A 23,707-nucleotide genomic window follows, 5' to 3' on the forward strand; every position below is an offset into this window, starting at 1 on the left:
TAATAAGCATGATGAGTTCAAACACCGACAACACATCACAAACAAGACAATAGTTTATAACAAATTAGACACAAATACACAGTAATTTATTATCGTAAAAGGCAAGAATAAGTCCAAAAAAGGCATATAAAACACTAAAACTAGGTAGAAACCAACAAAACAACTTAAATTCAAAAAGTTACAGGTGCAAAAAAACATCCTGCCGCAGTCAGCTATTGTAGGCTACAGCAATGTTTTTGTTGACCTTTTTTCGATTGCGACACGAACTTTAAGTAATTAATTTATCAACGGGATTTATGACTGGAAATAATTTTTTGCAGGTGGACAAAAAACAACCAGACAATCAAAATAACCGGTTTCAACAAAACCGCCCTCCTTCGCAGAAATCAATTATTAAAAGTCATTTAGGTGAAAAAGGCTGAGTTTATCTTTTGAGTAAGGGGCAAAATCTAATGGTAGATCTATCACATGATAATTTATTGTTCGCCGCTTTCAGGATAACTACAAAGTGAATAAGACTCACCCGCCCACTTTTCTATTCAAAAGGAAAACAGCCGCATGGCATTTTCATAGTCAAATATCTCAAATACGTTGATCTTGAAAGCATAACTTCAACTGCTAACTGTTTCTATTAATTCAATATCTCTAAGATTAACCACCATAAAAAATGCTTTTCCTTAACAATTCTTCCCCTGACCTTAACTGTTCGCTAACCTGCATTTTTAGACTTGCATAAATACTGTTGTTTCTGAGCTATGCTTAGAGAGTTAAAGTAATTAAGGAGTCTATTGTGAAAATATTCCTAACCTGCCTGCTGCTCATACTGACGGTTGAAGTTCACAGTGAGACTTTCCGTATTGCCACAGGTGAATTTACCCCCTATTGTTCCAGTGTTGCCAAACACAAAGGGTTTGCCAGTCATGTGGTGAGCGAAGCTTTTGCCCGCCAAGGGCATAAGGTGGAATTTTATTTTTTGCCCTGGAAACGAGCGCTTGCACAGACCCAGAGCGGAAATTTTGACGCAACCAGCTGGTGGGCTTTCAATGAGCAAAGAGGCGAGAATTTTCATTATAGTGAGAAGCTTTTAGAAGCCCATATTCATTTTTTTTACGTAATAAGCCATCGCCCGGATTTTGACTGGAAGACAGTGGATGACCTTAGCGGATATCGGATAGGTAAAACTCGCGGTTACTTTACCTCCGACACACTTGAAGCCGCTAATAAAGATGGCAAAGTGACATTCATTACAGTGAATGATGATGAACAAAATTTCAGACTGCTGCTTTACGGACGTACCGATCTGTTTCCTGTTAATATTGTTACTGGACTTGAGCTGCTGAGAACAAAATTTGCTCCAAATATTATCCATCAAGTCACTTTTCATCCTAGGCCGATGAACTCCCGCCCGGGCTTTCTATTGTTTCCCAAAACCAATAAACGTTCACAGGAGATCATGCGTATTTTCAATGCAGGATTAGAGTCACTTCGTGCAGACGGTACCTACGATAATATGTTTGATAACCTGTTATCAGGGTATTATTCTCAATAAATAGTGTCTGCCCATATGAATTAATAATTCAATAAGGCTGATGTAAACATTTAAGCAATGAAACTGCTCTACAGGCTCAACAGAATAGAGTTATACACTACAATTGAAGCCCGGCTTATGAAAAAACTGTTATTGAGTTATTTATTACTGTTTACATTTTCTCCTGCCATGCCCGCCGTAGAGTCTATAACTCTTGCCATAGGAGATTGGGAACCATATACGTCCAGCAGAGATAAAAAAGGTAAAGTGCTGGAGCTTGTGGTTGAGGAAGCTTTTGAACTGGAAGACATTCACGTTGAATATGAACATTTCCCCTGGAAAAGAAGCTTTGAATATAGCCGTGTAGGCAGATTTCACGGAACATTCCCATGGTACAGAACCAAACAAAGGGAAACCGATTTTTATATAAATAACGAACCGATACTTGTAGAGAAAACCGTTTTTTTTCACTTAAAGAATTCAACGTTTGACTGGTCAGATTTTGATGATTTAGAAAAATACCGGATAGGAGGCACTGTTGGATATTCCATTACACGGATGCTTGAGGGTTACGGTATAGACGTGGAATATGTGGGAAAGGAAGATTTAAATTATAAGAAAATTCTCTCATCCAGAATTGATATTTATCCAAACGCTCTTAATGTCGGATATTATCAGATAGAAATGTTATTTGATGATGTTGAATCAACCCGTTTTACTCATCACCCCAAAACATTAAATGAACAATCCTATTATATGCTGTTTAATAAAGACCTTCCTAATGTAGAAGAACTGGCTGATAAACTAGATTCTGGACTGAGAAAACTCAAGGACAGCGGCAGGTATGATGCGATTCTTTCTGCATTCGATTCTAAAATACCGATTCAATAAGACTGATCTACACAGCAAAAATAGTACAAAATCCGCAACTGTACATTTACATATTAAAATCCATACACGGCACTTTTCTCAATTCAATATTTTGTATCTATTTTCAAATCTTTGCCTGTATTTTTTTAGTGAAAACTGCTATTTTCTTGCGGTATATCTATGCAGGTTATCGTTATTGTGCACAAATCATCAGTCATGTTTTGCGTTTAGTTTCGATATACCAAGCTTTTCAAGCTCATCTCAATAAGCCGACAGTCCCCGAGCATCTGTTAAACAGGGGGATTATTCCCCCCCCCTAATACCCAGAGCTCTTAGTTATAACCCCAGCACAATCATATCCTTTTTAGTGACATGCAGTACTCCTTCACAGGTATTACCAATCACTTTTCCAGCCAGTAATTTTTTACCCATACTGCCTATAATAACACCCCCCGCATGATGCTGACAGGAAATGCTGTCAATCACTTCGTTAGGAGTCCCCATTTTTATATGGATGTTTTCTGGAGGGATATTAAACTCTTCAAGCAGCAAATTGGCATTTTTACACGCTGATGCCTCAATTTTTTTGTAATACTCTTGAGCTTTATCAGGGCCGAAATCAGTCAAGACTCCAGGAGGTGAAATAGCAAAGCAGCAGTGAATTGCCAGTGACATTTTTTCCGCAAAATCAAAACCAAACGTTAGTAGTTTTTGGTTTAATTGTCGTTTCTCCCGACTGCTTGCCATCAAATCTAATGCTAATAATACAGACTTTCCATCTTTGCCTGTTTGTTGTTCAACAGCAATATAGGAAGGTATCTTGCTCTCTCGCAATAACAGCCAGTCTGAAGGTGTATGTAAAAACGATTCGCTGCGATGGCCTTTTTTTACATAAAAGTCATATTTATGCTGTTCACAATGCGTTAAAACAGCATCGACAAAATATTTTTCCCAAATAATTTCATGGGTAATTGATATGGTAGTGCTGTAAGCTGTTATATACTTTTTCCACCAGACTTCTTTTTGTTGAATCAATTGATCTTTTATTCGCAGGTTTTCGATCATATCAAAAACATCATTCATCCAGCTTAAATTCTCATAACAATAGATCAATACGTGAATGTCCGCCCCGGTTATTGTCGCAATATCAATAGCTCTATCCAATGCACATTTGATCTCTTGCTCCTGCTCAAGGATAACTAGTATTTTAGCCATGACAGCCCCCTTAAAGTACACGAAAGATATACAATAACTATAGTATAGAGTGGTACTTGACGCAGCCGTTTTCATGAAAATAAAACGTTATCTTCTTTTTGGTAGATTGTAGTGGTGCAGAGGACGTGCTGGGCGGTTCAATACGTGTTTTGAACGATTTTTAGAAAGGATCAAGATTAAAGACCTGCTCCTCTAATTTGTTTGCACAGCGCTAAGCTTCGTAGACATAAGTCTTTCGTCGACGATGTCATCGTAGATGAAGACACACGCTCGATGATTAACAGTATAATTTCTATTGCAAAAAATAAGAATATAAAAACTGTTGCTGAAGGTGTTGAAACAAAAGAGATGTTATTAGAGCTTAAGGGATTAGGGTGTGACATATACCAGGGCTGGTATTTTTCAAAACCTATAGATAAATATCAACTTGAGCTGTTTCTATGCGATAACAATATTTAACTTCGTAGGTATTATCAACTAATCTAGCTGAGCCGATTAAATTCATTCAAACACACTTTAACCAAAATTGGGGACGCAGCTAATCACATTCAGAAAAGGAACGATCGCAGCCCTTTAGCGGCATTAGAGTAAATAAACTAAGCAGCCGCTACTGAAGTGAAAACAACCTGCCTTTGGCCGTTTTACGAACACCTGTTTTCAGTTTGGCTGATAATCGAATCAATCAACAATGCTTATTCTTCGCAGATCAATAAATCAGCTAACCTCACTTCAGAGTAACTGTGGGACAAACTTTTATGACCAAATAAGTTTAAGCCCCTTCCCTTTCGTATTTACCACTGGCAAGCTGAAACTTCATCACGTGGAATAGCGAATTGATGCCTGCAGTTGTCTGCAAGCCCCATTTTACCAAATGTAAAGACAGCCTCTCCCAGATTTTCAAACGCGGTATTTTGAATTGTTGGAGTTATTGCTGACACTTTTGCTTTGGGGCGACGTCTGTACCTGCTGTCTGATTACACACCAGGCTCATACATAACGGTTTCGCAATAGCTTGGGGTACTACCGCATCTACTCTCTTGACTACCTGATAGGTAGTCACATCAACATCTGAAATTTCAAATGGTTCACTAAAGGCATAGTTGGCCCACATAATACCCAAGAAAAAAACTTTATTCATCTCCAGTCTCACCTTCTTCATATAAACCATATAAGCAACTGATTGAAAAAAACAAAAAACTAAAAGCAGCCAGCAAAACAACATAACCTTTTGGGTGGTTAAAATTGTACTACTTTAGATGGGAATACTGCGATAGAGGAGCAAAGCCAGCGTATTTTAATAATGATATCGACAAGAAATTATTGTCAAATGAGCGTCAGTAACAGCATAAACTAACCTATTTGTTTCATCGATACGACGAGACCAAAAACCAGATAAGTTCTCTTTCAATGCTTCTGGTTTGCCGATTCCTTCAAATGGAGATCGTTTTGTATCACTTATTAGTTTGTTAATTCTCTTTAACGTTTTTTTATCCTGCCCTTGCCAATAAACATAATCTTTCCATGCTTCATCAGTCCACGCAAGCAGCCTAGTCATTTGGAATTTCTCTCTCAGTAATTTTACCTAATTGAAATTGTTCGATTGACTTTGATAAGTGCACAGCATTAGCTGGAGATTTTAATAAATGAACAGTTTCCATTAAACTGTTGTAATGTTCCATAGACATTACAACTGCATCTTCAGCATCTCGACGAGTAATTACAGTACAATCAACATCATCAACAACATGATCTAAAACTGATTTAAGCCCATTTCGTGCTTCTGTGAATGATACAATACGCATATAAGCCACCTCTCTAGTTGTACAATTAATAAGACAAGTCTAACTAATAAAGATAACATGTGCAACATTATGTACAACTTAACAACTGGGAGAGAGCTAACTCGCCACTCCAAGTACTTTCGAGTTAAGAGACTAATTCAGTAGCAAGAACGGACTCATGCTTAATTGCTTCAAGGTAATTTCTTGTTCTAAGGCTTATTCTTGGTTGTTTATGCTTGCCATTAGCTCTGATATTCCATCTAAACGTGTAGATACCAGTACGGCTTTTAATAAGATAAGTAGATTCTCTGGATGAAAAGTTAACTTGGGGATTGATTGGCATAGTGTCGGCTCGATTGTCGGCTTTGAGTAACACTGTTGTAACTTTTGAATAAAGAGGCTGATAAATCAACCTCTTATAATGTGGCGGTGACGGAGAGATTTCCCATCTAAAAAACTATGCAACATAACCTATTGATTTAATTGAATTGTAACAAATAGAGGCTCGATTGTATAGGAGTTTTGTGACAGAGGAAATGAGCATACTTGCTAGGCGTGCTCCCTACTAAAGATCAGAAATAGACAAAATATCACTGCCCTTTTGCAATTACTAAATACCCATTAAGCGACACATTTTTATTGTATTTTGCGAATAATTTAACGCCCCTAATCATCATCAAAATCCATCTCTAAATCTTCAAAAAATTGATAATCATCTAAACGAGGTGTTTCTATCGTATAGCGAGTTTTTTTATCATAGGTTTCACCGTAGTAAACTGGCTTTTTGCCGTTTTTAGCAGAGCCGAGAATACGCTTGATTGCAACAAGCTGGTTAGAGTGACTCATTTCTTTAGAAATATTAAAAAAATCTACTGCGCCATAAAATGAGATTTTATAGCACTCAAAATAACCGATTTGCAGGTGTGCCTTCATCGCAGAGATATTTTTATATCCCATTAACTCAGACAAAGTGACATTTTTATTATGTGTAGCTTTTTTAAATAAATCCTTAATATATGCTTCTGTTAAACAATATGTTATTTCATCATCCGCATACATTACTGTATCGATTTTTAAATAAGGATGATCAATATTATTAAGAAGCTTTCCAACAGCAGTTAAGCTTAATTTTTTAGTGCCAAACAATCCCTTTTTACTACTGATATTTTTTAAACTCAGCGTGAAAGAGAGTTCATTACTCTTAGCTACGGTTCGGATCATCATTGCGTGGGCTATCAGCGCAAAAACAAACTTTAATTCCAGTGGGTTACTTGCTTGATAAAGACTGTGTTGTGCTTTGTTCTTATTTTTAAAACAAACGCTTGGAACGGGTAAAAATAGATTTTTTGTTAACATAATTTCCTCTTTTATTGGATAAATATTCCCAATATAAAAGGATTTTTTACATAACAAGCTCAGTGATAATTGACTAAATTAAATGGGTTGATATATTAAAATCATCTTCAACGGCAATTGAGATATTCATTTTAAAGCGCACGTCAATGCGCTTTTTCTTTCTCTTCAATAAATCATAGAAAATAATTATTGCAAATAATTCATCATTTTTAACGGTGATTTTTCAATAGCATCGTTTCGTAATTCTGCATTCACCCCTTCGTAATACTGCATTTAAACGTTCGTAATAATGCATCATATTAATATATTAAACTTTAATTAATTTTCTTTTAATTAATGAAATTGGCAAAAATATTGTTTGAAAAGCACATAACTGCTTCGCAAGAAAATCAGAGATTTTCAATTCTGGTGGGAGGAAATAACTAGGCGGATGATCAGAAAATAAACATCAAATAAGCTAAGTTGATTTTACTCCTACCATTTAGGCATAATTTTTTAACTCAGACAAATACGATGGAGAGATGGAAGTAAATCTAGCATTCAGTAAATAATTTCGATTTAGATTAAACACGCTTAATAATTAACAGGTCGTTTCGTAATTCTGCATTAACTTCTTCGTAATACTGCATTTAAACGTTCGTAATAGTGCATCATATTAATATATTAAACTTTAATTAATTTTCTTTTAATTAATGAAATTAGCAAAAATATTGTTTGAAAAGCACAAAACCGCTTCGCAAGAAAATCAGAGATTTTCAGTTCTGGTGGGAGTCGATTAATCAGACTGATTATCGAAAATTAAAACTGAAACAGTCCTAAATGCTGTTGAAATTAGTCCATATAAGCCATTTTTTACTGATTGGGTAAAATGATAGAGGCATTTATAAAAAGAGGTATATTCTATCGTTTAAAGTCGTTTCTTGGTGATAGTGCGATTTTTCTTAGTTTTATGCTTCAAAGCAATGGCATTTTGAAGCTCACTCGCTAACTTTGGGTCAACAATTCTAAGCGCTAAAATAGCCCTATTTACTTGATCAAGTGATAGGTAAAGCGTGGTATCAAGCGAGTCTACTTCCGCCTGTATCTCTTCAACTAACGACTGTTCAGACTCAATACGATCCAGCAGATTTTTTGAAGGTGCTTCCATCTTATCCAAGATTTTATCTCGTAACACAATACTGTTTTTTAATTTATCATTTTTCATCATTAATAATTTATCGGTAACAAACTCCGACACACTCAATGCCTGTGTTTTTTGTAGTTCTGCTTTTGCTGTATTAACCAGGCATTGTTTATTGCCTTTTTTATTATTATTTTTCATTTCTGTTTCCTTAATCATCTATTACAGCAATAGCATAGCTAATAAGCTTTGCAAGAACCATAAGCCATTGACCCACTTTGGTTATTTGACAAATCGTAAAAATATGAGTGGATAGATATTAGGAAATAAGACAGTTTTACTGCCCTGCAAGTTGTGCCACGGTTAACCCGTAGCCTTGCTTTTAAAAACGATAAATCGCTTTAAAAAGAGTGGTGATTGATAGCCAAAAATACATTTAAAAATCTTATTGCATTCGATATTTTAAAAACATTTCTCGTTATCAATCTTCGCTAAAACCATCATTAAGCATTAGCTGTTTTTACTTCCTCATTACATTTGGATCATTAAGGAGAAAGTAAAAATGGAGTGCAACCGTAAAAATAAAGAAAAAATAATTATTCGTTGTTCAGGTGAAAAAAAAGCTGAGTTAGTGGCGATTAAAGAGAGTTTACAGGTAGATACTTGGCTGGAAATGGTTGAGCTATTAATCAGTGAAAAAGAGATAGGTCCCCCTAAAGTCATCATTCAAGACGATATGTATTTAATGAAAATACTCACTGAATTAAGGCGGATTGGCAATAATTTAAACCAGCTAACTAGGCACTGTAATACCAACAAAGCAATATCAGTGGACGAAGTTAAACAGTTGAAAAAATTAGCAACCTCTGTTTCTCGATTAAAAAACAAAGTGATTACAACTTTTGTTGTTAAAAGAGCAAAAAAAGGAGGTGCTTAATGGCTATTGCAAAAATCCTTCACGAAGGCGAAAAACTATATCAGCTAAAAAGAACCATTAAATATAATAGTGTTGCTAAAGAGTGGCTGAACTCAGCGGATAACCCTCGTTTAATTGGTGCGTTATCAAACTTGGGAGTTATAGATATAACCGATCTGCAAGCTTATGATCAGTTTATGAAAGAGTTCATTAAAGAAGTCACATTAAATAAATCCCTTTCAACCAATAACCGCCAGACTAAGCTTTATTCTCACGATGTAGTGAGTTTTGCGGAACTCGATAACCAACAACGCTCACAAGATGAATTAGCCCAAATAAGCATCGAAATATTAAACACTGTTTATGATATGGAAAATACCCCCTACATTCTATGGCCACAAACAGACAATAAGCACGGTTTACACTTTCATATTGTTCGATCAATGTATTCGAGTAATGGAGAGTATCAACGAGTTAAACAATCAAAATTGAAACTACGATCGGCTTGCGAAAAAGCAGAGAAAAAGCATTCTCTTGTGCTCACGGGTAAAAATATTAAAAACACTCCCAAAATCAAAAATGACCCAATGCTTAAAGTGTTTAAGAATAAAAAATCAGAAGCTAATTATCTGCACCAGAAACGACTCAACGAGGCAATAAACCAAGATTCCCCACTCATTAAACTAAAACGAAATATCCATAATGTAATGCTCACCACAACTTACCAAAGTGATTTAGAAATTGAAGAACACCAACACTTTGAAGCGGTAAATATTAAAATATCAGATAAAGAGCAAGTTAATAACGAGTTAAACTGCATTAAAAAAACGATATTTTCACTTTATAAAAAATCAGAAAATGAAGCGGAGTTTTTAAAGCAAATCACCGATAAAAAAATTACCGTTGAACTGCTTAAACACAGTAAATCAGGCAAAAATAAAGGCATCGTTTTTCACTATAAAGGCCAATCTATTTCAGGCGGAAAAATATCTAGTTCAATTACATTAGGCAAGATTAAACAACGCTTTCCAAACTTCATTAACACACTTGAAAAACCTCCTACATTCAGTCAAAGAGGAGCAAAACCAGTTAGCCTACTCGACTTTCATATCGAGCAGATAAACAAATATTATAAACAACGCAGTAACAAAAATAACGGGGATATTTTAATCTATTTTACCAAGAAAAATGTAGAGCAAAGACCCTATAACTTTAATCTTAAATTATCGCAACAACGAGATAAAATCAGCTTTGGCCCATCAACACCCAATGATTTTGACCTGAAATTAGCGCTTGATGTAGCGTTAGAAAATGGCTGGAAAGGTGCAATCATATCTAACTCAAGCCGTGACTTTTTAAAGCGTAATATGGCGATTGCTTACAAACAAGATCCTAATCTGTTGTTTTATTTTCAACCCGATAAACCTAATTTATTAACTTATGATGATTTAAAATCCATTAAAAGCGACCTTACCGCTACAGATATAAAAACAGCAATCAGAAATAATTTAATCTGCGAAGATGATACTCATAAAATGATTAATACGCTGAAAAAAATAGCTGAAACTCCGCAGGAAATAGGCTTTGCAGAAGCGCTTAAAAAAGGTTTTTCAATTGAAGAACTTGATAATAAATCAGCGCAAGCATTACAGCACTTTTACCAAAATAACACTTTTAAAACGATACCCCCCACGGAAAAACACCAAAACAGTTTAAAAAATGATGATGCCCGTGAAGCCTGTTTGAACGAGATAAAAGCAGAGTTAAACAAACAGCCACTTGATATAACCACAAAAGAGCATCGAGGCAACCCAAGCCAAAGAATAAAACCGCAATAGCTGTTGTTCAACAGCTCGTTTTTTATGCTTGTAAATCAAATAATCAGCGATTAATGAAGACCTTATAATAACATTTGTTATATAGTGGTTTTATTTTTAATAATTTGAGTGTAGAGCCTAATGACGAATAACAATTTCTCTTCAACCGCATCGTTTCTTTGGTCGGTTGCTGACCTTCTGCGTGGTGATTTTAAGCAATCTCAATATGGTCGAATCATTCTCCCTTTTACACTATTAAGACGTTTAGAGTGTGTGCTTGAAGCCAGTAAACCAGATGTATTAACCAAGTATGAAGCTGTAAAGGCGATGCCTTTTGAAGCGCAAGATAAACTACTGACACATTCAGCGCAATTAAGCTTTTATAATACCTCTAAAATGGACTTAAACCGCCTTGGTGAAACAGGTGTTGCCAGTAATTTAGAAAGTTATATACAGTCGTTCAGCCCTAACGCTCGTGAAATATTTGAACACTTTGATTTTTTCAATACCATCGACAAATTAGCAGAGGCAGATCTACTTTATAAAGTAGCTAAACGCTTTGCCACTACTGATCTACATCCAGAGGCAATTAGTAACTATGGAATGGGCTTGGTGTTTGAAGAGTTAATCAGACGCTTTGCAGAAAGCTCTAATGAAACCGCTGGTGAACACTTTACACCAAGAGATATTGTCCGTTTAACGACTTCATTAGTATTTAGTAACGATGATGATGCATTAACACAAGCAGGTTTAGTGCGCTCTATTTACGACCCAACAGCGGGAACAGGTGGCTTTTTATCATCTGGTATGGAGTATCTGCACGAGCTTAACGAAAAAGCTTCTTTATCTGCTTTTGGTCAAGAGCTAAACCCAGAGTCTTACGCAATCTGTAAAGCGGATATGCTAATTAAAGGGCAAAAGGTCGATAACATTAAGTTAGGTAATACCCTATCTAATGATCAACTACGCACCGATAAGTTTGACTATATGCTGTCTAACCCTCCCTTTGGTGTAGATTGGAAGAAAATCCAAAAGTTCATCAATGACGAGCATAACGACAAAGGTTTTGAAGGTCGTTTTGGCGCAGGTTTACCACGAGTCTCTGACGGTTCATTACTATTCTTAATGCACCTTGTGAGCAAAATGCGAACTCTTTCCCCTCAAGACAAGAGCCAAGGCGGATCACGTATCGGTATTATCTTGAACGGTTCTCCACTGTTTACGGGTGGTGCTGGTAGTGGCGAAAGTGAAATTAGACGTTACATTTTAGAAAATGATCTGTTAGAAGCGATTGTTGCCCTACCTACCGATATGTTCTACAACACAGGTATTGCGACTTATGTTTGGATTTTATCGTCTCACAAACCAGCTAATCGCAAGGGTAAGGTTCAGCTTATCAATGCCTCAAAAGAGCGAGCTAAAACAGGCGGTCGTGGACGCAGTGGCGGTGGTGAAGTTGAAGGTAATGATGAAAATGTATTTTACTCAGCAATGCGTAAATCACTAGGTAGTAAACGAAAAGAACTCACCGAAGAGAGTATTGAAACCATCGTTAAAACCTACGGGCAGTTTGTAGAAAACGACTTTAGTAAAATCTTTGATTATAAAGCGTTTGGCTACCGAAGAATAACCGTAGAACGTCCTTTAAAACTGGCTATTTTCCCGAAAGATGCACAACGTATTGAAGCGTTAACAGCGGATAAACCTTGGGCTAAATTATCGGAGTCAGTGCAACAAGCCGTGCTTAGTGCGTTAGCTTCTTTCACAGAAGAAAAAATACTTTCCCGTGATCAATTCTTATCTTCATTTACAGCAAAATTGAATGCAAGTCCTTTGCATAGCAAACTAACCGCAGGTCAGCAGAAACTCATCATCAAACATTTAAGTGAACAGGATGATGAAGCTGAAACGTGCAAAACAAAAGGTAAGGTAGAAGCAAACCCAGATCTACGTGATAACGAGAATGTGCCTCTAACCGAAACCGTTGAAGATTATTTTAAACGTGAAGTATTACCGCACGTTCCTGATGCGTGGATTGATACCAAAAAGATCGATGAAAAAGATAAAGAAGTCGGTATTGTCGGTTATGAAATCCCGTTTAACCGTCATTTTTATGTGTATCAACCACCAAGATCATTAGAGGTAATTGATCAAGACTTGGATGCAGTATCGGCTGAAATTATGCAGTTATTAAATGAGGTGCATTCATAATGACAGGTCGTTATAAAAAATACCCCGAATACCTTGATTCAGGTATTGAGTGGCTAAAAGAAATGCCTGCTCATTGGAAGCTTGTTAAAGCCAAAAACATATTCAAAAGAGTTCAACGACCAGTTCAACCTGAGAATGGAATTATCACCGCATTTCGTGATGGTGAGGTAACTCTTCGAAGTAAACGAAGAACTGATGGATTTACTAATGCAGTTAAAGAAATTGGTTATCAAGGTGTTAGAAAAGGTGATCTTTTAGTTCACGCTATGGATGGATTTGCAGGGGCTATCGGTATTAGCGACTCTGATGGTAAATGTTCACCAGTATGCTCAGTGTGCATTCCCTGGAATAAAGATTTGATCGATACAAGTTATTACGGTTACTTAGTTCGTCAACTTGCAGTAACTGATTATATTACTTCTTTAGCTAAAGGTATAAGAGAAAGATCTACTGAGTTCCGATACAGTGAGTTTTCAAACTTATTTTTAGCGGTGCCTTCTCAGGAAGAGCAACAAAATATCGCCAACTTTCTCGATCACGAAACAGCCAAGATCGACACCTTAATCACCAAGCAAGAAAAGCTGATTGAGCTGTTAAAAGAAAAACGCCAAGCGGTAATTTCTCACGCAGTGACCAAAGGGCTTAACCCCGATGCACCAATGAAGGATTCTGGTGTGGAATGGTTGGGTGAAGTGCCTGAGCATTGGGCGATTCCTAGAATAAAGCAAGTGGTTTCCACTCCAATTACAGATGGTCCACACGAAACACCAAAGTTTGTTGATCAAGGTGTTCCTTTTGTTTCCGCAGAAGCGGTTTCTAAAGGGGTTGTCAATTTCAATAAAATTAGAGGCTTTATTACAGAAAAGCAAAACGCTATTTACTCGATGAAATACTCCCCAAAAATATATGATATCTATATGGTAAAATCTGGTGCTACAACAGGCGTTACAGCAATCGTAGAAACGAATAAAATATTTAATATTTGGTCTCCCCTCGCTGTTATAAGAAGTAAAAATAGTATTCATCCTTACTTTGTCCTTAATTTTATGAGATCGCACGAGTTTCAAAAAGCTATTGAGTTAAATTGGAACTTTGGGACTCAGCAAAACATTGGTATGGGGGTTATAGGGAACTTACATATTGCTTGTCCTCCATTGAGTGAAGCCATTGAAATTGCAAGTTTTTTAAATGATAAAATTGATAAATATAACAAAATCATTGAAAAAGCGAATAAAGGAATAAGTTTAATAAAAGAGCGCAAAATAGCCCTCATTTCCTCAGCAGTAACAGGTAAAATTGACGTAAGAAACTACGAAGCAATTGAACAGGAATTATCAAATGGCTAAAAAAAATGAACGGACAATATTGTTTCTAGATTTGCACATTAATACTAAAACAACTTCGCCTAAAATTAACGGATTAACTAACAAGTTTACTCTGACTGAAATATTTAAAAAAATTGAAGCTATTCGAGAAGCAAATAATGTCAATATGGTTCGTGGTTCAGGAGACAATAAAACAGAAGTCTATCTGGCTGATATTGAACAAGATATTGCAAATAACTGCTGGAAACTACTAATCAATGTTACAGATACAACATTAGCTGACGAAGTTCACCGAAAAATTGGTGGCACTGATGACACTAGAAAGGTTAATGCTAAGCAAAATGGGGTAGGCACTGATTTTTCATCACATATAATTATAAAATCAGATCCAGAAGGAAATGGAAGTTGGATAGTATTATATGAGCAGTCACCTGCTTTATCTGTCAAATTAGTTTCCAGCTATTTAAATGAAATATTTAAGAGAATAGCGAAAGCAAATAAAGATGACTTTGAGACTGAACACCCTAAAAATATTGTAGATACCAAAGGGGTAGTAAAAAAGATCAATACCTACTGTCATTGTCATTTTAATGGACATATTTCTAAACAATTTGAAGATGACCTAAATGGTGGTAGCTTGAAGTCATTAACTCTTATTACAGGGAAAATAGATAGTGTTGTCGGCTATGACGCTCAAAAGCACACAAGTGTAAAAGAAGTTCAACTACCAATTAAAATAGATAAAGATGAAATATTGAAAGCAGGTGGAAATTATAAGCTGATTGATCGGTTTAGAAATAATGATGCAAAAGCAATGAATATGGAGTCAATCAAAGTATCATTTAAAGATGATGGTGATGTTTCTCATACCGCAGAAATAGATACTACTACAGGACAATTAATCAATTCAGAAAAATATGTGAAAAAAGTTAAAATCATAGGCTTTGCAGATATTTTAACTACTTCTGTAAACCTAATCTATAAACCAATCATCACTAAGATGCTAGAGCATATTTAATTATGACAAAATATGATGTGATAGCTTATCAGTTAACAAGACCTATTTCATACTTGCTTCTTAAACATCCAGCAGGAAAGGTTTATAACTGGATAATTCCACTTATTCTGACAGCCATTAGCTTAACCATTCTGGTGCTTTTAGCTGAAATAGGCGATGTTATCGGTCAAAATGGTTTAGTTGAAAATCTAACTGATTTTGTGATTAGCCTCCCTGGTTTTCTAATTGCGGCCTTAGCCGCTATTGCTACTTTTAATCGACCAATAATCGATCAAGAAATGATTGATGCTCCAACTATTGATATTAAGGCTGGTAATACTGAGTTAGTAGATCAAGCATTAACACGTAGAGACTTTCTTTTACGGTTATTCTCATTCTTGACTGTAGATAGTATATTCCTGATTATTTACGCAAAAATCGGATCAATTACATCTGTTCCAAGCTTTTTAGAAACTCAATATCATATCGCTGAATGGTTCTTCGCAGGTATATTTCTAACGATATTTTGGCAATTGCTCACCCTTTTGCTTTTTGGAATGTATTACCTTTGCGAACGACTTAACTTAAATATATAGGATTATCAATGACCGATAAATCTCAAGAAAGAATATTCCAAGATGATATTTTAGCGCAAATGCAAGCACAAGGCTGGTTGTTAGGTCAGTCGAACAGATACAACAAGCAATTAGCACTATACCCAGAAGATGTAATCGCTTTTGTTAAAAATACTCAGCCTGAACAGTGGGATAAATTATCTAAACACTACCCTGATACAGAGCGTAACCCAACCGCTACCACTGATGCATTGTTAAAATCTATCGAGCGAGATTTAAAAAATAAAGGCACATTATGGGTATTGCGAAATACCGTTAAAGATCGTGGTGCAAAGTTTAACTTATGTAGTTTTAAACCCGATCATAATTTAAACCCTGATGCTACCGTTCGTTATGATAAGAATATTTTACGAGTCGTGCCTGAGCTGGTTTATTCGCCTAATGGTTATGATGGTCGATTAGATTTAACTCTATTTGTTAACGGGCTTCCTGTTGTTACCTGTGAATTAAAATCTGAGTTTAAGCAGTCGATTAATAATGCCAAAGTGCAATATATGAAGGACAGGCAACCAAAAGATCCTACGACTAAAAAGCCAGAGCCATTATTAACTTTTAAACGTGGCGCATTGGTTCACTTTGCGGTGAGTCAATATAATGTGGCAATGACTACACGTTTGGCAGGTAAAAAGACGTTTTTCTTACCTTTTGATCAAGGCTCAAGTGAAGGCGGTCAAGGTAATGATACTCCAGTAAATGAAGATGAATACTCCACTGCTTACCTGTGGAACGAGATATTTCAGAAAGATAATCTACTACTGATTTTAAGTCGTTATATTCACCTTGAAGTTAAAGATGAAGAGCAGTTAGACGGCTCAATTAAAGTGAAAGAAACGATGATATTTCCTCGTTACCACCAATGGTCGGTCGTTTCTGAGTTAATTAAGACTGTTGATGCTGAAGGCACAGGTGAAAAATATTTAATTCAGCATAGTGCAGGCTCAGGCAAATCAAACTCTATTGCGTGGTTATCCCATCAACTTGCTTCAAAACACTATTACACAGACCACCCAGCCCTAAACAAACAGTCAGGTGATAAAGTCTTTGACTCTGTTATTGTTATTACTGATAGAACGGTGCTGGATAGTCAGTTACAAGATACGATTTATCAGTTTGACCATAACGAAGGAATGATTGCCCGTGTTAACCGTGAGGAAGCACAAGGCAGTAAATCAAGCCAATTAGCAGGAGAGCTAAAAGCCAGCACTTCTATTATTATCGTCACTATTCAAACCTTCCCACACGTTTTAGAAGCAATCCGTAAAGACTCTACCCTTGCAGGTAGAAGCTTTGCAGTTATTGCCGATGAAGCGCATTCAAGTCAAACAGGCACAACCGCCCGTAAATTACGTGAAGTATTAATGTCTGAACAGCTTGAAGGTGATGAAGAGCTGGATAGCGAAGATATGTTGCGATTATCGCTTGAAGCTCGTAAAGGCTCAAACAACATTAGTTATTTTGCTTTTACAGCAACACCAAAAGCGAAAACCTTAGAGTTATTTGGACGAACACCAGATAAAGATGCACCAGCCAGCGATAGCAATAAACCTCTCCCCTTCCACGTTTATTCAATGCGCCAAGCTATTGAAGAGGGTTTTATCCTTGATGTGCTTCAAAACTACACCAGCTATCGAGTGGCTTACCAATTAGCGCACGATAACCCGCAAACGGATAAAGAGGTCGATAGTAAAAAAGCATCGTCCAAAATGGCTAAATGGGTAAGGTTACACCCTTACAATATTGCTCAAAAAGTAGAAACAATTGTTGAACACTTTAATAGTAAAATTAAGCACCTACTAGGCGGTGAAGCAAAAGCAATGGTTGTTACCAGTAGTCGTTTAGAAGCGGTTCGCTACAAACTTGCTTTTGAAAAGTATGTTGAGCAAAAAGGCTATAACAATGTAAATGCAATGGTCGCTTTTTCGGGTGAAGTAAATGATCCTGATTTTCCTGATCAGCCTTTTACTGAAAACAATATGAACCCTAATCTGCGTGGTCGGGATATGCGTAAAGCATTTGATACTAATGATTATCAAGTGATGTTAGTTGCTAATAAGTTTCAGACAGGTTTTGATCAGCCCAAATTAGTCGCTATGTATGTTGATAAGCCACTTAAAGGCGTTGAATGTATTCAAACCTTATCAAGACTAAACCGCACCTACAAAGGTAAAGATAAAACCTTTGTGCTCGATTTTATCAATGAACCAGAAGATGTTTTGGCAGAGTTTAAAGTTTATTTTCAAACGGCTGAATTATCGGGCGTATCTGATCCTAATATCGTTTATGAAATTATGGACAAACTCGCAGAAGTTGGCATTTACCAATGGTTTGAAGTAGAAGCGTTTGTTGATGCTTATAACAGTAAACAAGCCAATCAAGCTAAACTGGCTAACCTGTGCAAAGCACCTGTTGAGCGTTTTACTGTTCGTTATAAAGAAGCAACACAGGTTTTACATTCAGCACAAGCCGAGCTTTCTAAAGCGAAGATTGAGCAAAACGATAAAAAAATAAAATATTGTGAAAATAGCGTAAAACAAGCCAAAGAAGCACGAGACATTTTAGAAGTGTTTAAAAAGGATTTAATCTCTTTCTATCGCTATTATGAGTTTAGCTCGCAGATCGTTGATTTTAACGATATGGAGCTAGAAAAGATGAGCATCTTTGCTAAACACTTACACCCTTTATTGCGTCTTGATGTGATTGAAGATGATGTGGACCTTTCTGATGTAGTAATGACTCATTACCGTTTACACGAACAACGAGAAGCAGATTTACAGCTAGGGGTAAAAATTGGAGAAGAGCCAGCACCTTATTTAGCACCAAGCAAAGAAGGCTCTGGCGCTGTGCCTAAAGATCCTAAAACTGAGTTTCTTAATGAGATTATTGAACGTATGAATGATCTCTTTCTTGAAGATGGTTTATCTGAAAATGATATGTTGAGCTACGCTCAAACGCTATTTGGCAAAGTTCAAGATGATGAAGTGACTATGGATCAGGTGAAAAATAACACCAAAGAACAAGCAATGCTCGGTCAGTTCCCTGAAGCGATACAAACCGCCATTATCGAGAGTATGGAAACGCATAATACGATGGCAATGAAAGCACTCTCTGATGATACGGTGAAGAACGGATTAGCCAGCATCATTTTTGATATGTTTATGAAAGGACTGAACAAAACCGAAGAAGCAACACGTTAAATAGCTGTAATTGCGCTACCTTTCCTGTGTGTTTAGGTAGTGCAATTTTTCTATTTTATTACAGTAATAATTTTCAATTTTAAAAAATTAAAAATGGTAAATTAAGGGAAAAAAAGAACCGCTATATTGCAACAACTTGGAAAATATCCAATCAATGATACGACATAAGTAACCACCTCATAAAAGGAGTTACTTATGAAAAACACAAGACCGAGAGTAGGACGCTCTACCGCAAAAACAGACCAACAATCACAAATACTTGATAGATTATTCGATTATTTCTCTAAACCCAAAGGCGAAAAACCAACCTCTGACAGTGATGTGCAAGTGAGTTTTTATCGCTCTGCGCTCAGTGCTTTGCCACATAATTTCCACGATAATGAATATAATGGTGTGAATATTATAATGCTACTTCAAGAAGTAGAGAGCAACGCAACCAAAGTTCCAATTTACTCAACTTTCAAACAAGCTTCTGATTTACTTGAACAACATAAAGACCAGCTCCCACCTAAATCTGAAACATTCGATCCAGATAAGCCCCTTAAAGGCATTACACTTGATGCACAGGTCGTTAAATATCTCGAAACATATAAAAAAGATGGGGAGCTGATCAGCAAAAGTGTTTTTGACAAAGAAACACGAGGTATGTCATTCACTCAAATGCGTGAAAATGGCTACCAGAAACGCAAAGGATTAAAGCCATACAAAGTTTTTCCAATAGAAAAAATCAAGCATTTATTACCAGAGCAGTTCATTGAAGAGCGTGATTATTTTGCACGACAAGAAGAGTTAGAAAATAAAAAAATGTCACCTGAGATGGAGGATGTTGAGTTTGTAGAAAAAGCACAGTTAATCATTGATGCGATGGGTGTTCCAGTGGTTGAAAAAAATCAAGATAAAGCTTTCTATTCGCCTAAAAATGACTGTATTACTATTCCCCCAAGAAATAAATTTATATCAGACAAAGCATTCTTCGCTGTTATTCTGCACGAATTATCACATTCCACAGGTCATCCTAGTAGGCTAAATAGAAAACAAAATAATGCCTCTAATTCTAAAGCATATTTTTCAGAAGAATTGATTGCAGAGACAAGCACAATGTTCATTTGCTTAGATGAAGGACTTGAAACTTTCAATGCACACGCATCTTATTTAGAGGGTTACGCTAGCCAATTTAAAGATCAGAAAAAAGCCTTATTAAGTATCTGTAAACAGGCAAAGGAAGCACAAAACTATATCAGCCGTAAAGTGATGAAACATAAATTAGACTTGTCGATGCAATCTCCTTATAAAGTGCCTGAAAAGTTAGATTTTGAGCTTAAATTAGCAGACAAACATACCGATGCATTAAATGATTACATTGTAAAAAGTGCCAATAATCACAGCCCACTGATACAATTAAAAAACCAAAAAATAATTGGTTACAATGAGTCTAAAGATGGGATTGAGGTTTTCACCCCAGATAAAAAAGTGGCGCTTACAGGTGTATCTAGCGCTATTGTTCAGCGAGAATTGGATAATTTAAAATTGCTACAGTCCATTATCCTTGATGTGTCTGTTGATAATAACGATGAAACCACTCCGACTAAAAACAGGTTAAAATCATCACGTTTATCAATGTGATTTTACCCAGCCCAGAACGACAAAAAGCCCAAACGGGCTTCTTTGTATCGAGTGACTGATAAATCTAATTAAAAGTGTTTACTGAAAACGTGCCGACACTCAGGATATACTCTTTTTAAAATTGTCAGTGCAATAATGTAATTGTTAGCATCAAGCATTCTCAACTGATTTAATTGATACAGCTCATTGGTGTATAAACAGCGCACAAACTCTTGTAAACGAGGCTGTTCATCAACAATTGACGCTAATTCATCAATGCTTAAAGCTTGGATTTTATCTTCTAGTGCTTTATACATATGACCCCCTTTGACTTCGCTTAATTTCACGAGCTTTATCTACAATAAACCAATCATAATTCTCATAAGCCTCATCTATATTTCTTAACTCAGACTCAACGTAATGAATATTATCCATTGATAACACTTCATTATAATCAAGCGCTTCAATCACTGATAACCTTGCATAATTCGGCAATGTTCTAAAAATGCAGGCTGGAAATGTAACTGAAATATCTCTTACAACTTTTTCAACCAAGCATAATCTATCATCAGTTGTAACAGTGTTTTTTATCTCATAGTTATCAATAATTTTTAATAACGCCCATTGCTCTATATATTTAATATCTTCTTTCATCTTTTTCTCCTATTTTTTGTTTTTAAGTTTTTGAATGTGTTGAAGCACGCATTTAGCTTCATTAGATATATCTTTTGTCGCCTGTGCATATTTTTTAGAAACAAGTAACGCTAATTTTTCTATTTCTAAGTCAGTTACTATTCGCTCTTCACATCTTAGGGTAATCATATTCAAATCCTCTTCTGTATAGCGCTTTTGGTTCGATATAAACAACCATTTTTCATACCTTCCCAGATCTCCAATAGCCCTAAAATCTAACGCCCATTCTCTAAATATTTTTTGTGTTTTTTTCTTGTTCATAATTATTTCCTCATAAATGCAACCTCCTTGTTGCGTTAAGTTCCTGTTAAAATTGGATGATTTCTGTTCCATTGCTTTTATGCCTTTCAATAAAATAAAAAAGTTCAAATTGTCCAATAATCTTCTCGGCTAGCTCTTTCAATTCTTCATTTTTAATCTTTTTTGCTATTTCTTTACTAAATGCGATATCTTTATCAGCCAAAAACTCAGTAAGACCAAACAGCATAATTTTGTCTTTGTCCATCAGACGAAGTCCTTGTATTGAGAGCCTTATTACCTCACTCGAAGAAACACAAACAAAACTATTTTCTTCATCAGGAAGCAACATAAAATCTATTTTTTCGCTAGATAGCCTTGATAACATCTCTCTTAATTTTCCTTTGTGAAATAAGATCTCAATTAATGCTAAATGTTTAGGGGCTTGATTTACTAAGTTGTTATATTTGTTTACGTTTTCCATATTGTTATCCTCTTTTGTGGTTGGTTTGTTGTAAGTTGTTAAACATATTTAATACCGTTTCAAAGAAACTGGCGGTGCATTGAAGTGTTCTAATCAGCAAGCTAAAATGAAGTTTTGCATCAATATGATCTTCCGTAAGTTCATCAAAGATATGCTCAAGATCATCAGCTTCTTCAGTGAACTCATTGATTAAATATTCAAGTCGAATTGCACCGAGGCACTCATTTAATAAAAGCAATTCAAGTGTTTCTTTCAGCTCTTCTCTGCGATGCCTCAACAGATCAAGCTCTACGAAAAATCGCATTGAGGTCGCCAACAAGTGGCGATCACTCTCAAAACTTTCACACTCTTTTGCCATCTCTTTCATAATTCCTAATACGCACATAATTATTTCTCCTCTGTTTTTGTGGGTAATTTTTGGTTATTAATTTGTTTCATTTTTCTTTTGTTCATCCTCATTTGCTTCTAATAAAATTAACTCAGTAAGGTGTTCACACTGCCGTAAACATCGACCTCTTTAACAAACGTCCAGCGAGAACCCCGTTTCATATTTTTGTATTTATCTTTTTTATAAAACCTTTCTGCTCTAAGGTTTCTATAATGAGGAATGCGATGCGTCACTATTCTTGAGCTATCACCAACACTGCTTTGTTTTTCTTTAAATGAACGAATGGTTACGGCTTTATAGCTTGCCTTTGATTTACTTTGAGGTAGCGAAATAGCAGAAGACGGATAGCCTTTTTCCAATTTTTCACCATCAGTTGCACTGTGATAAACACACAAGCTAAGGGCTATTTGGGTTAATGCTTGAAGCATATTTGTTCCACTATTAGGGAGTGGACTAACTGCGTTGGCTTTAAGGGTTTTGGATAGTTTCGATAGGTGAGAAAAATTAGTATCAACACTACCACTTGCAGTTTCATAATGAACGGCAATGCACAGCTCATCATCACTATAATCAGCGCACAAGAGGTCTTGTAATGTGACAATAGAAGGACCATAAAGATTAATAAACTCTTTACGGGTCATAATGGTTACAAGCGCACTTTTTAGTGTTACACCATTAATTTCTGTATTCTCAGGAAATACCATTGCAAATGACTCAAATGGAGGAGTGACATTAAAGTCCTCTTCAAAATTAAACTTTGCTTCATACAGATAGCTAACAAGCTCTTTTGTCTCTAAAAAAATCACAGGAGAGCCATTTTTTCGCCATTGCAACTCTTCATTAAGTAGTTTGCATATGTTTTTGCCTTCCTGTGTATAGTCACTACAGATATCTTTCATCGTGCGAGCATATTTTTGAAAGCTGGCAGGCTTTTTACCAAAAAGCGCTTTTAATGATTTTTTACCCATTGGCTTTGATTTAGTTATTTCTAGTTGATCACGGTATAATGTTGTATATTTCATAGTCTTTTCCTTATATTTAGGGTGTAAAACGCCCCACCCAATGAGCGTGATTTTTTCAATGATTGTTTGTGTTATTTAGAAACTAAGTTCGGATGAACTAAGGGACTGCACTATGGAAAGTGCAGTAAATATAAGGAATGAAATATGTTGTTAGCGGATTTTAGGCGCAGTAAAACCTCACCGATGAAATACATAGGTGATAGGGTTCTATTTTGTGGGGTGATTGGTTGTGCTGACATATAACTCTCCTCTAAATTAAAACCACCAATTCAGATGAAATAGTTACTTACGTGAGTGTATCAAGTTACAACAGATA

23 protein-coding genes are annotated in these 23,707 nt (G+C 36.0%); 11 read left to right on the plus strand and 12 right to left on the minus strand.

Annotation, left to right across the window (positions count from 1 at the left end; all coding sequences use genetic code 11):
- Positions 1-790: 790 nt before the first annotated feature.
- On the plus strand, positions 791-1,549 hold the full coding sequence (locus tag G327_RS23940) for a substrate-binding periplasmic protein (protein WP_019613496.1): 759 nt from the start codon (positions 791-793) through the stop codon (positions 1,547-1,549).
- A 117-nt stretch (positions 1,550-1,666) separates the two neighbouring features.
- Entirely contained in the window at positions 1,667-2,419 is a 753-nt protein-coding gene (locus G327_RS0104110) for a substrate-binding periplasmic protein (protein ID WP_169337221.1), read from the plus strand.
- Positions 2,420-2,734: 315 nt separating this feature from the next.
- On the opposite strand, the gene G327_RS0104115 is transcribed toward G327_RS0104110, so the two are convergent.
- Positions 2,735-3,613 (minus strand): universal stress protein, encoded by an 879-nt coding sequence (locus tag G327_RS0104115; RefSeq protein WP_019613498.1) that lies wholly within the window; start codon positions 3,611-3,613, stop codon positions 2,735-2,737.
- A gap of 201 nt (positions 3,614-3,814) precedes the next feature.
- Here G327_RS0104115 and G327_RS0104120 point away from each other — a divergent pair, with 201 nt between their 5' ends.
- Entirely contained in the window at positions 3,815-4,072 is a 258-nt protein-coding gene (locus G327_RS0104120; protein WP_026339176.1) for an EAL domain-containing protein, read from the plus strand.
- A gap of 466 nt (positions 4,073-4,538) precedes the next feature.
- Here G327_RS0104120 and G327_RS0104125 read toward each other — a convergent pair whose 3' ends face one another.
- From G327_RS0104125 to G327_RS0104150, 5 genes are all read right to left on the minus strand, one after another.
- Positions 4,539-4,751 carry a hypothetical protein gene (locus tag G327_RS0104125; RefSeq protein WP_019613500.1) on the minus strand — a complete coding sequence of 71 codons (213 nt, stop codon included), beginning with the start codon at positions 4,749-4,751 and terminating at the stop codon, positions 4,539-4,541.
- A 156-nt stretch (positions 4,752-4,907) separates the two neighbouring features.
- Positions 4,908-5,168: a Txe/YoeB family addiction module toxin gene (locus G327_RS0104130; RefSeq protein WP_019613501.1), complete on the minus strand. Its 261-nt coding sequence runs from the start codon at positions 5,166-5,168 to the stop codon at positions 4,908-4,910.
- Positions 5,161-5,415, minus strand: a complete 255-nt coding sequence (locus tag G327_RS0104135) for a type II toxin-antitoxin system Phd/YefM family antitoxin (protein ID WP_019613502.1) — start codon at positions 5,413-5,415, stop codon at positions 5,161-5,163. The genes G327_RS0104130 and G327_RS0104135 overlap by 8 nt, the downstream gene beginning before the upstream one ends.
- Positions 5,416-6,060: 645 nt before the next feature.
- Complete coding sequence (locus G327_RS0104145) at positions 6,061-6,750, minus strand: hypothetical protein (protein ID WP_019613503.1); 690 nt, start codon at positions 6,748-6,750, stop codon at positions 6,061-6,063.
- A 907-nt stretch (positions 6,751-7,657) separates the two neighbouring features.
- The gene (locus G327_RS0104150; protein ID WP_019613504.1) at positions 7,658-8,071 is read right to left on the minus strand and encodes a hypothetical protein; all 414 of its coding nucleotides are present in this window, start codon (positions 8,069-8,071) and stop codon (positions 7,658-7,660) included.
- Between the two features lie 361 nt (positions 8,072-8,432).
- On the opposite strand from G327_RS0104150, the gene mobC reads away from it, so the two are divergent.
- The 8 genes from mobC to G327_RS0104190 all read left to right on the plus strand — a co-directional run bounded on the left by mobC (position 8,433) and on the right by G327_RS0104190 (position 20,588).
- Positions 8,433-8,807 (plus strand): plasmid mobilization relaxosome protein MobC, encoded by a 375-nt coding sequence (gene mobC, locus G327_RS0104155; protein ID WP_019613505.1) that lies wholly within the window; start codon positions 8,433-8,435, stop codon positions 8,805-8,807.
- Positions 8,807-10,624 (plus strand): relaxase/mobilization nuclease domain-containing protein, encoded by a 1,818-nt coding sequence (locus tag G327_RS0104160; RefSeq protein ID WP_019613506.1) that lies wholly within the window; start codon positions 8,807-8,809, stop codon positions 10,622-10,624. Before mobC ends, G327_RS0104160 begins: the two co-directional genes overlap by 1 nt.
- Positions 10,625-10,744: 120 nt before the next feature.
- Positions 10,745-12,814, plus strand: coding sequence for a type I restriction-modification system subunit M (locus G327_RS0104165; RefSeq protein ID WP_026339177.1), 2,070 nt, complete (start codon positions 10,745-10,747; stop codon positions 12,812-12,814).
- On the plus strand, positions 12,814-14,160 hold the full coding sequence (locus tag G327_RS0104170; RefSeq protein ID WP_019613508.1) for a restriction endonuclease subunit S: 1,347 nt from the start codon (positions 12,814-12,816) through the stop codon (positions 14,158-14,160). The genes G327_RS0104165 and G327_RS0104170 overlap by 1 nt, the downstream gene beginning before the upstream one ends.
- The gene (locus G327_RS0104175; protein WP_019613509.1) at positions 14,153-15,157 is read left to right on the plus strand and encodes a hypothetical protein; all 1,005 of its coding nucleotides are present in this window, start codon (positions 14,153-14,155) and stop codon (positions 15,155-15,157) included. The genes G327_RS0104170 and G327_RS0104175 overlap by 8 nt, the downstream gene beginning before the upstream one ends.
- A 2-nt stretch (positions 15,158-15,159) precedes the next feature.
- Entirely contained in the window at positions 15,160-15,732 is a 573-nt protein-coding gene (locus tag G327_RS0104180) for a hypothetical protein (protein WP_019613510.1), read from the plus strand.
- Between the two features lie 8 nt (positions 15,733-15,740).
- Positions 15,741-18,965 (plus strand): type I restriction endonuclease subunit R, encoded by a 3,225-nt coding sequence (locus G327_RS0104185; protein WP_019613511.1) that lies wholly within the window; start codon positions 15,741-15,743, stop codon positions 18,963-18,965.
- Between the two features lie 195 nt (positions 18,966-19,160).
- A complete protein-coding gene (locus G327_RS0104190) occupies positions 19,161-20,588 on the plus strand; it encodes a zincin-like metallopeptidase domain-containing protein (RefSeq protein WP_019613512.1) in 1,428 nt (475 codons plus the stop codon).
- Between the two features lie 68 nt (positions 20,589-20,656).
- Here the strand turns inward: G327_RS0104190 and G327_RS0104195 are convergent, their stop codons facing one another.
- The 6 genes from G327_RS0104195 to G327_RS0104220 all read right to left on the minus strand — a co-directional run bounded on the left by G327_RS0104195 (position 20,657) and on the right by G327_RS0104220 (position 23,391).
- On the minus strand, positions 20,657-20,884 hold the full coding sequence (locus G327_RS0104195; RefSeq protein ID WP_019613513.1) for a hypothetical protein: 228 nt from the start codon (positions 20,882-20,884) through the stop codon (positions 20,657-20,659).
- Positions 20,877-21,221 carry a hypothetical protein gene (locus G327_RS0104200; protein WP_019613514.1) on the minus strand — a complete coding sequence of 115 codons (345 nt, stop codon included), beginning with the start codon at positions 21,219-21,221 and terminating at the stop codon, positions 20,877-20,879. The genes G327_RS0104195 and G327_RS0104200 overlap by 8 nt, the downstream gene beginning before the upstream one ends.
- A gap of 9 nt (positions 21,222-21,230) precedes the next feature.
- Positions 21,231-21,521 carry a hypothetical protein gene (locus G327_RS23945; RefSeq protein ID WP_033297810.1) on the minus strand — a complete coding sequence of 97 codons (291 nt, stop codon included), beginning with the start codon at positions 21,519-21,521 and terminating at the stop codon, positions 21,231-21,233.
- Between the two features lie 46 nt (positions 21,522-21,567).
- A complete protein-coding gene (locus G327_RS0104210) occupies positions 21,568-21,981 on the minus strand; it encodes a hypothetical protein (RefSeq protein WP_019613516.1) in 414 nt (137 codons plus the stop codon).
- A gap of 4 nt (positions 21,982-21,985) precedes the next feature.
- The gene (locus G327_RS0104215; protein ID WP_019613517.1) at positions 21,986-22,366 is read right to left on the minus strand and encodes a hypothetical protein; all 381 of its coding nucleotides are present in this window, start codon (positions 22,364-22,366) and stop codon (positions 21,986-21,988) included.
- Between the two features lie 89 nt (positions 22,367-22,455).
- Positions 22,456-23,391: a hypothetical protein gene (locus G327_RS0104220; RefSeq protein ID WP_019613518.1), complete on the minus strand. Its 936-nt coding sequence runs from the start codon at positions 23,389-23,391 to the stop codon at positions 22,456-22,458.
- Between the last annotated feature and the right edge of the window lie 316 nt (positions 23,392-23,707).

It is taken from the genome of Psychromonas ossibalaenae ATCC BAA-1528, assembly GCF_000381745.1.
Taxonomy (GTDB): domain Bacteria; phylum Pseudomonadota; class Gammaproteobacteria; order Enterobacterales; family Psychromonadaceae; genus Psychromonas; species Psychromonas ossibalaenae.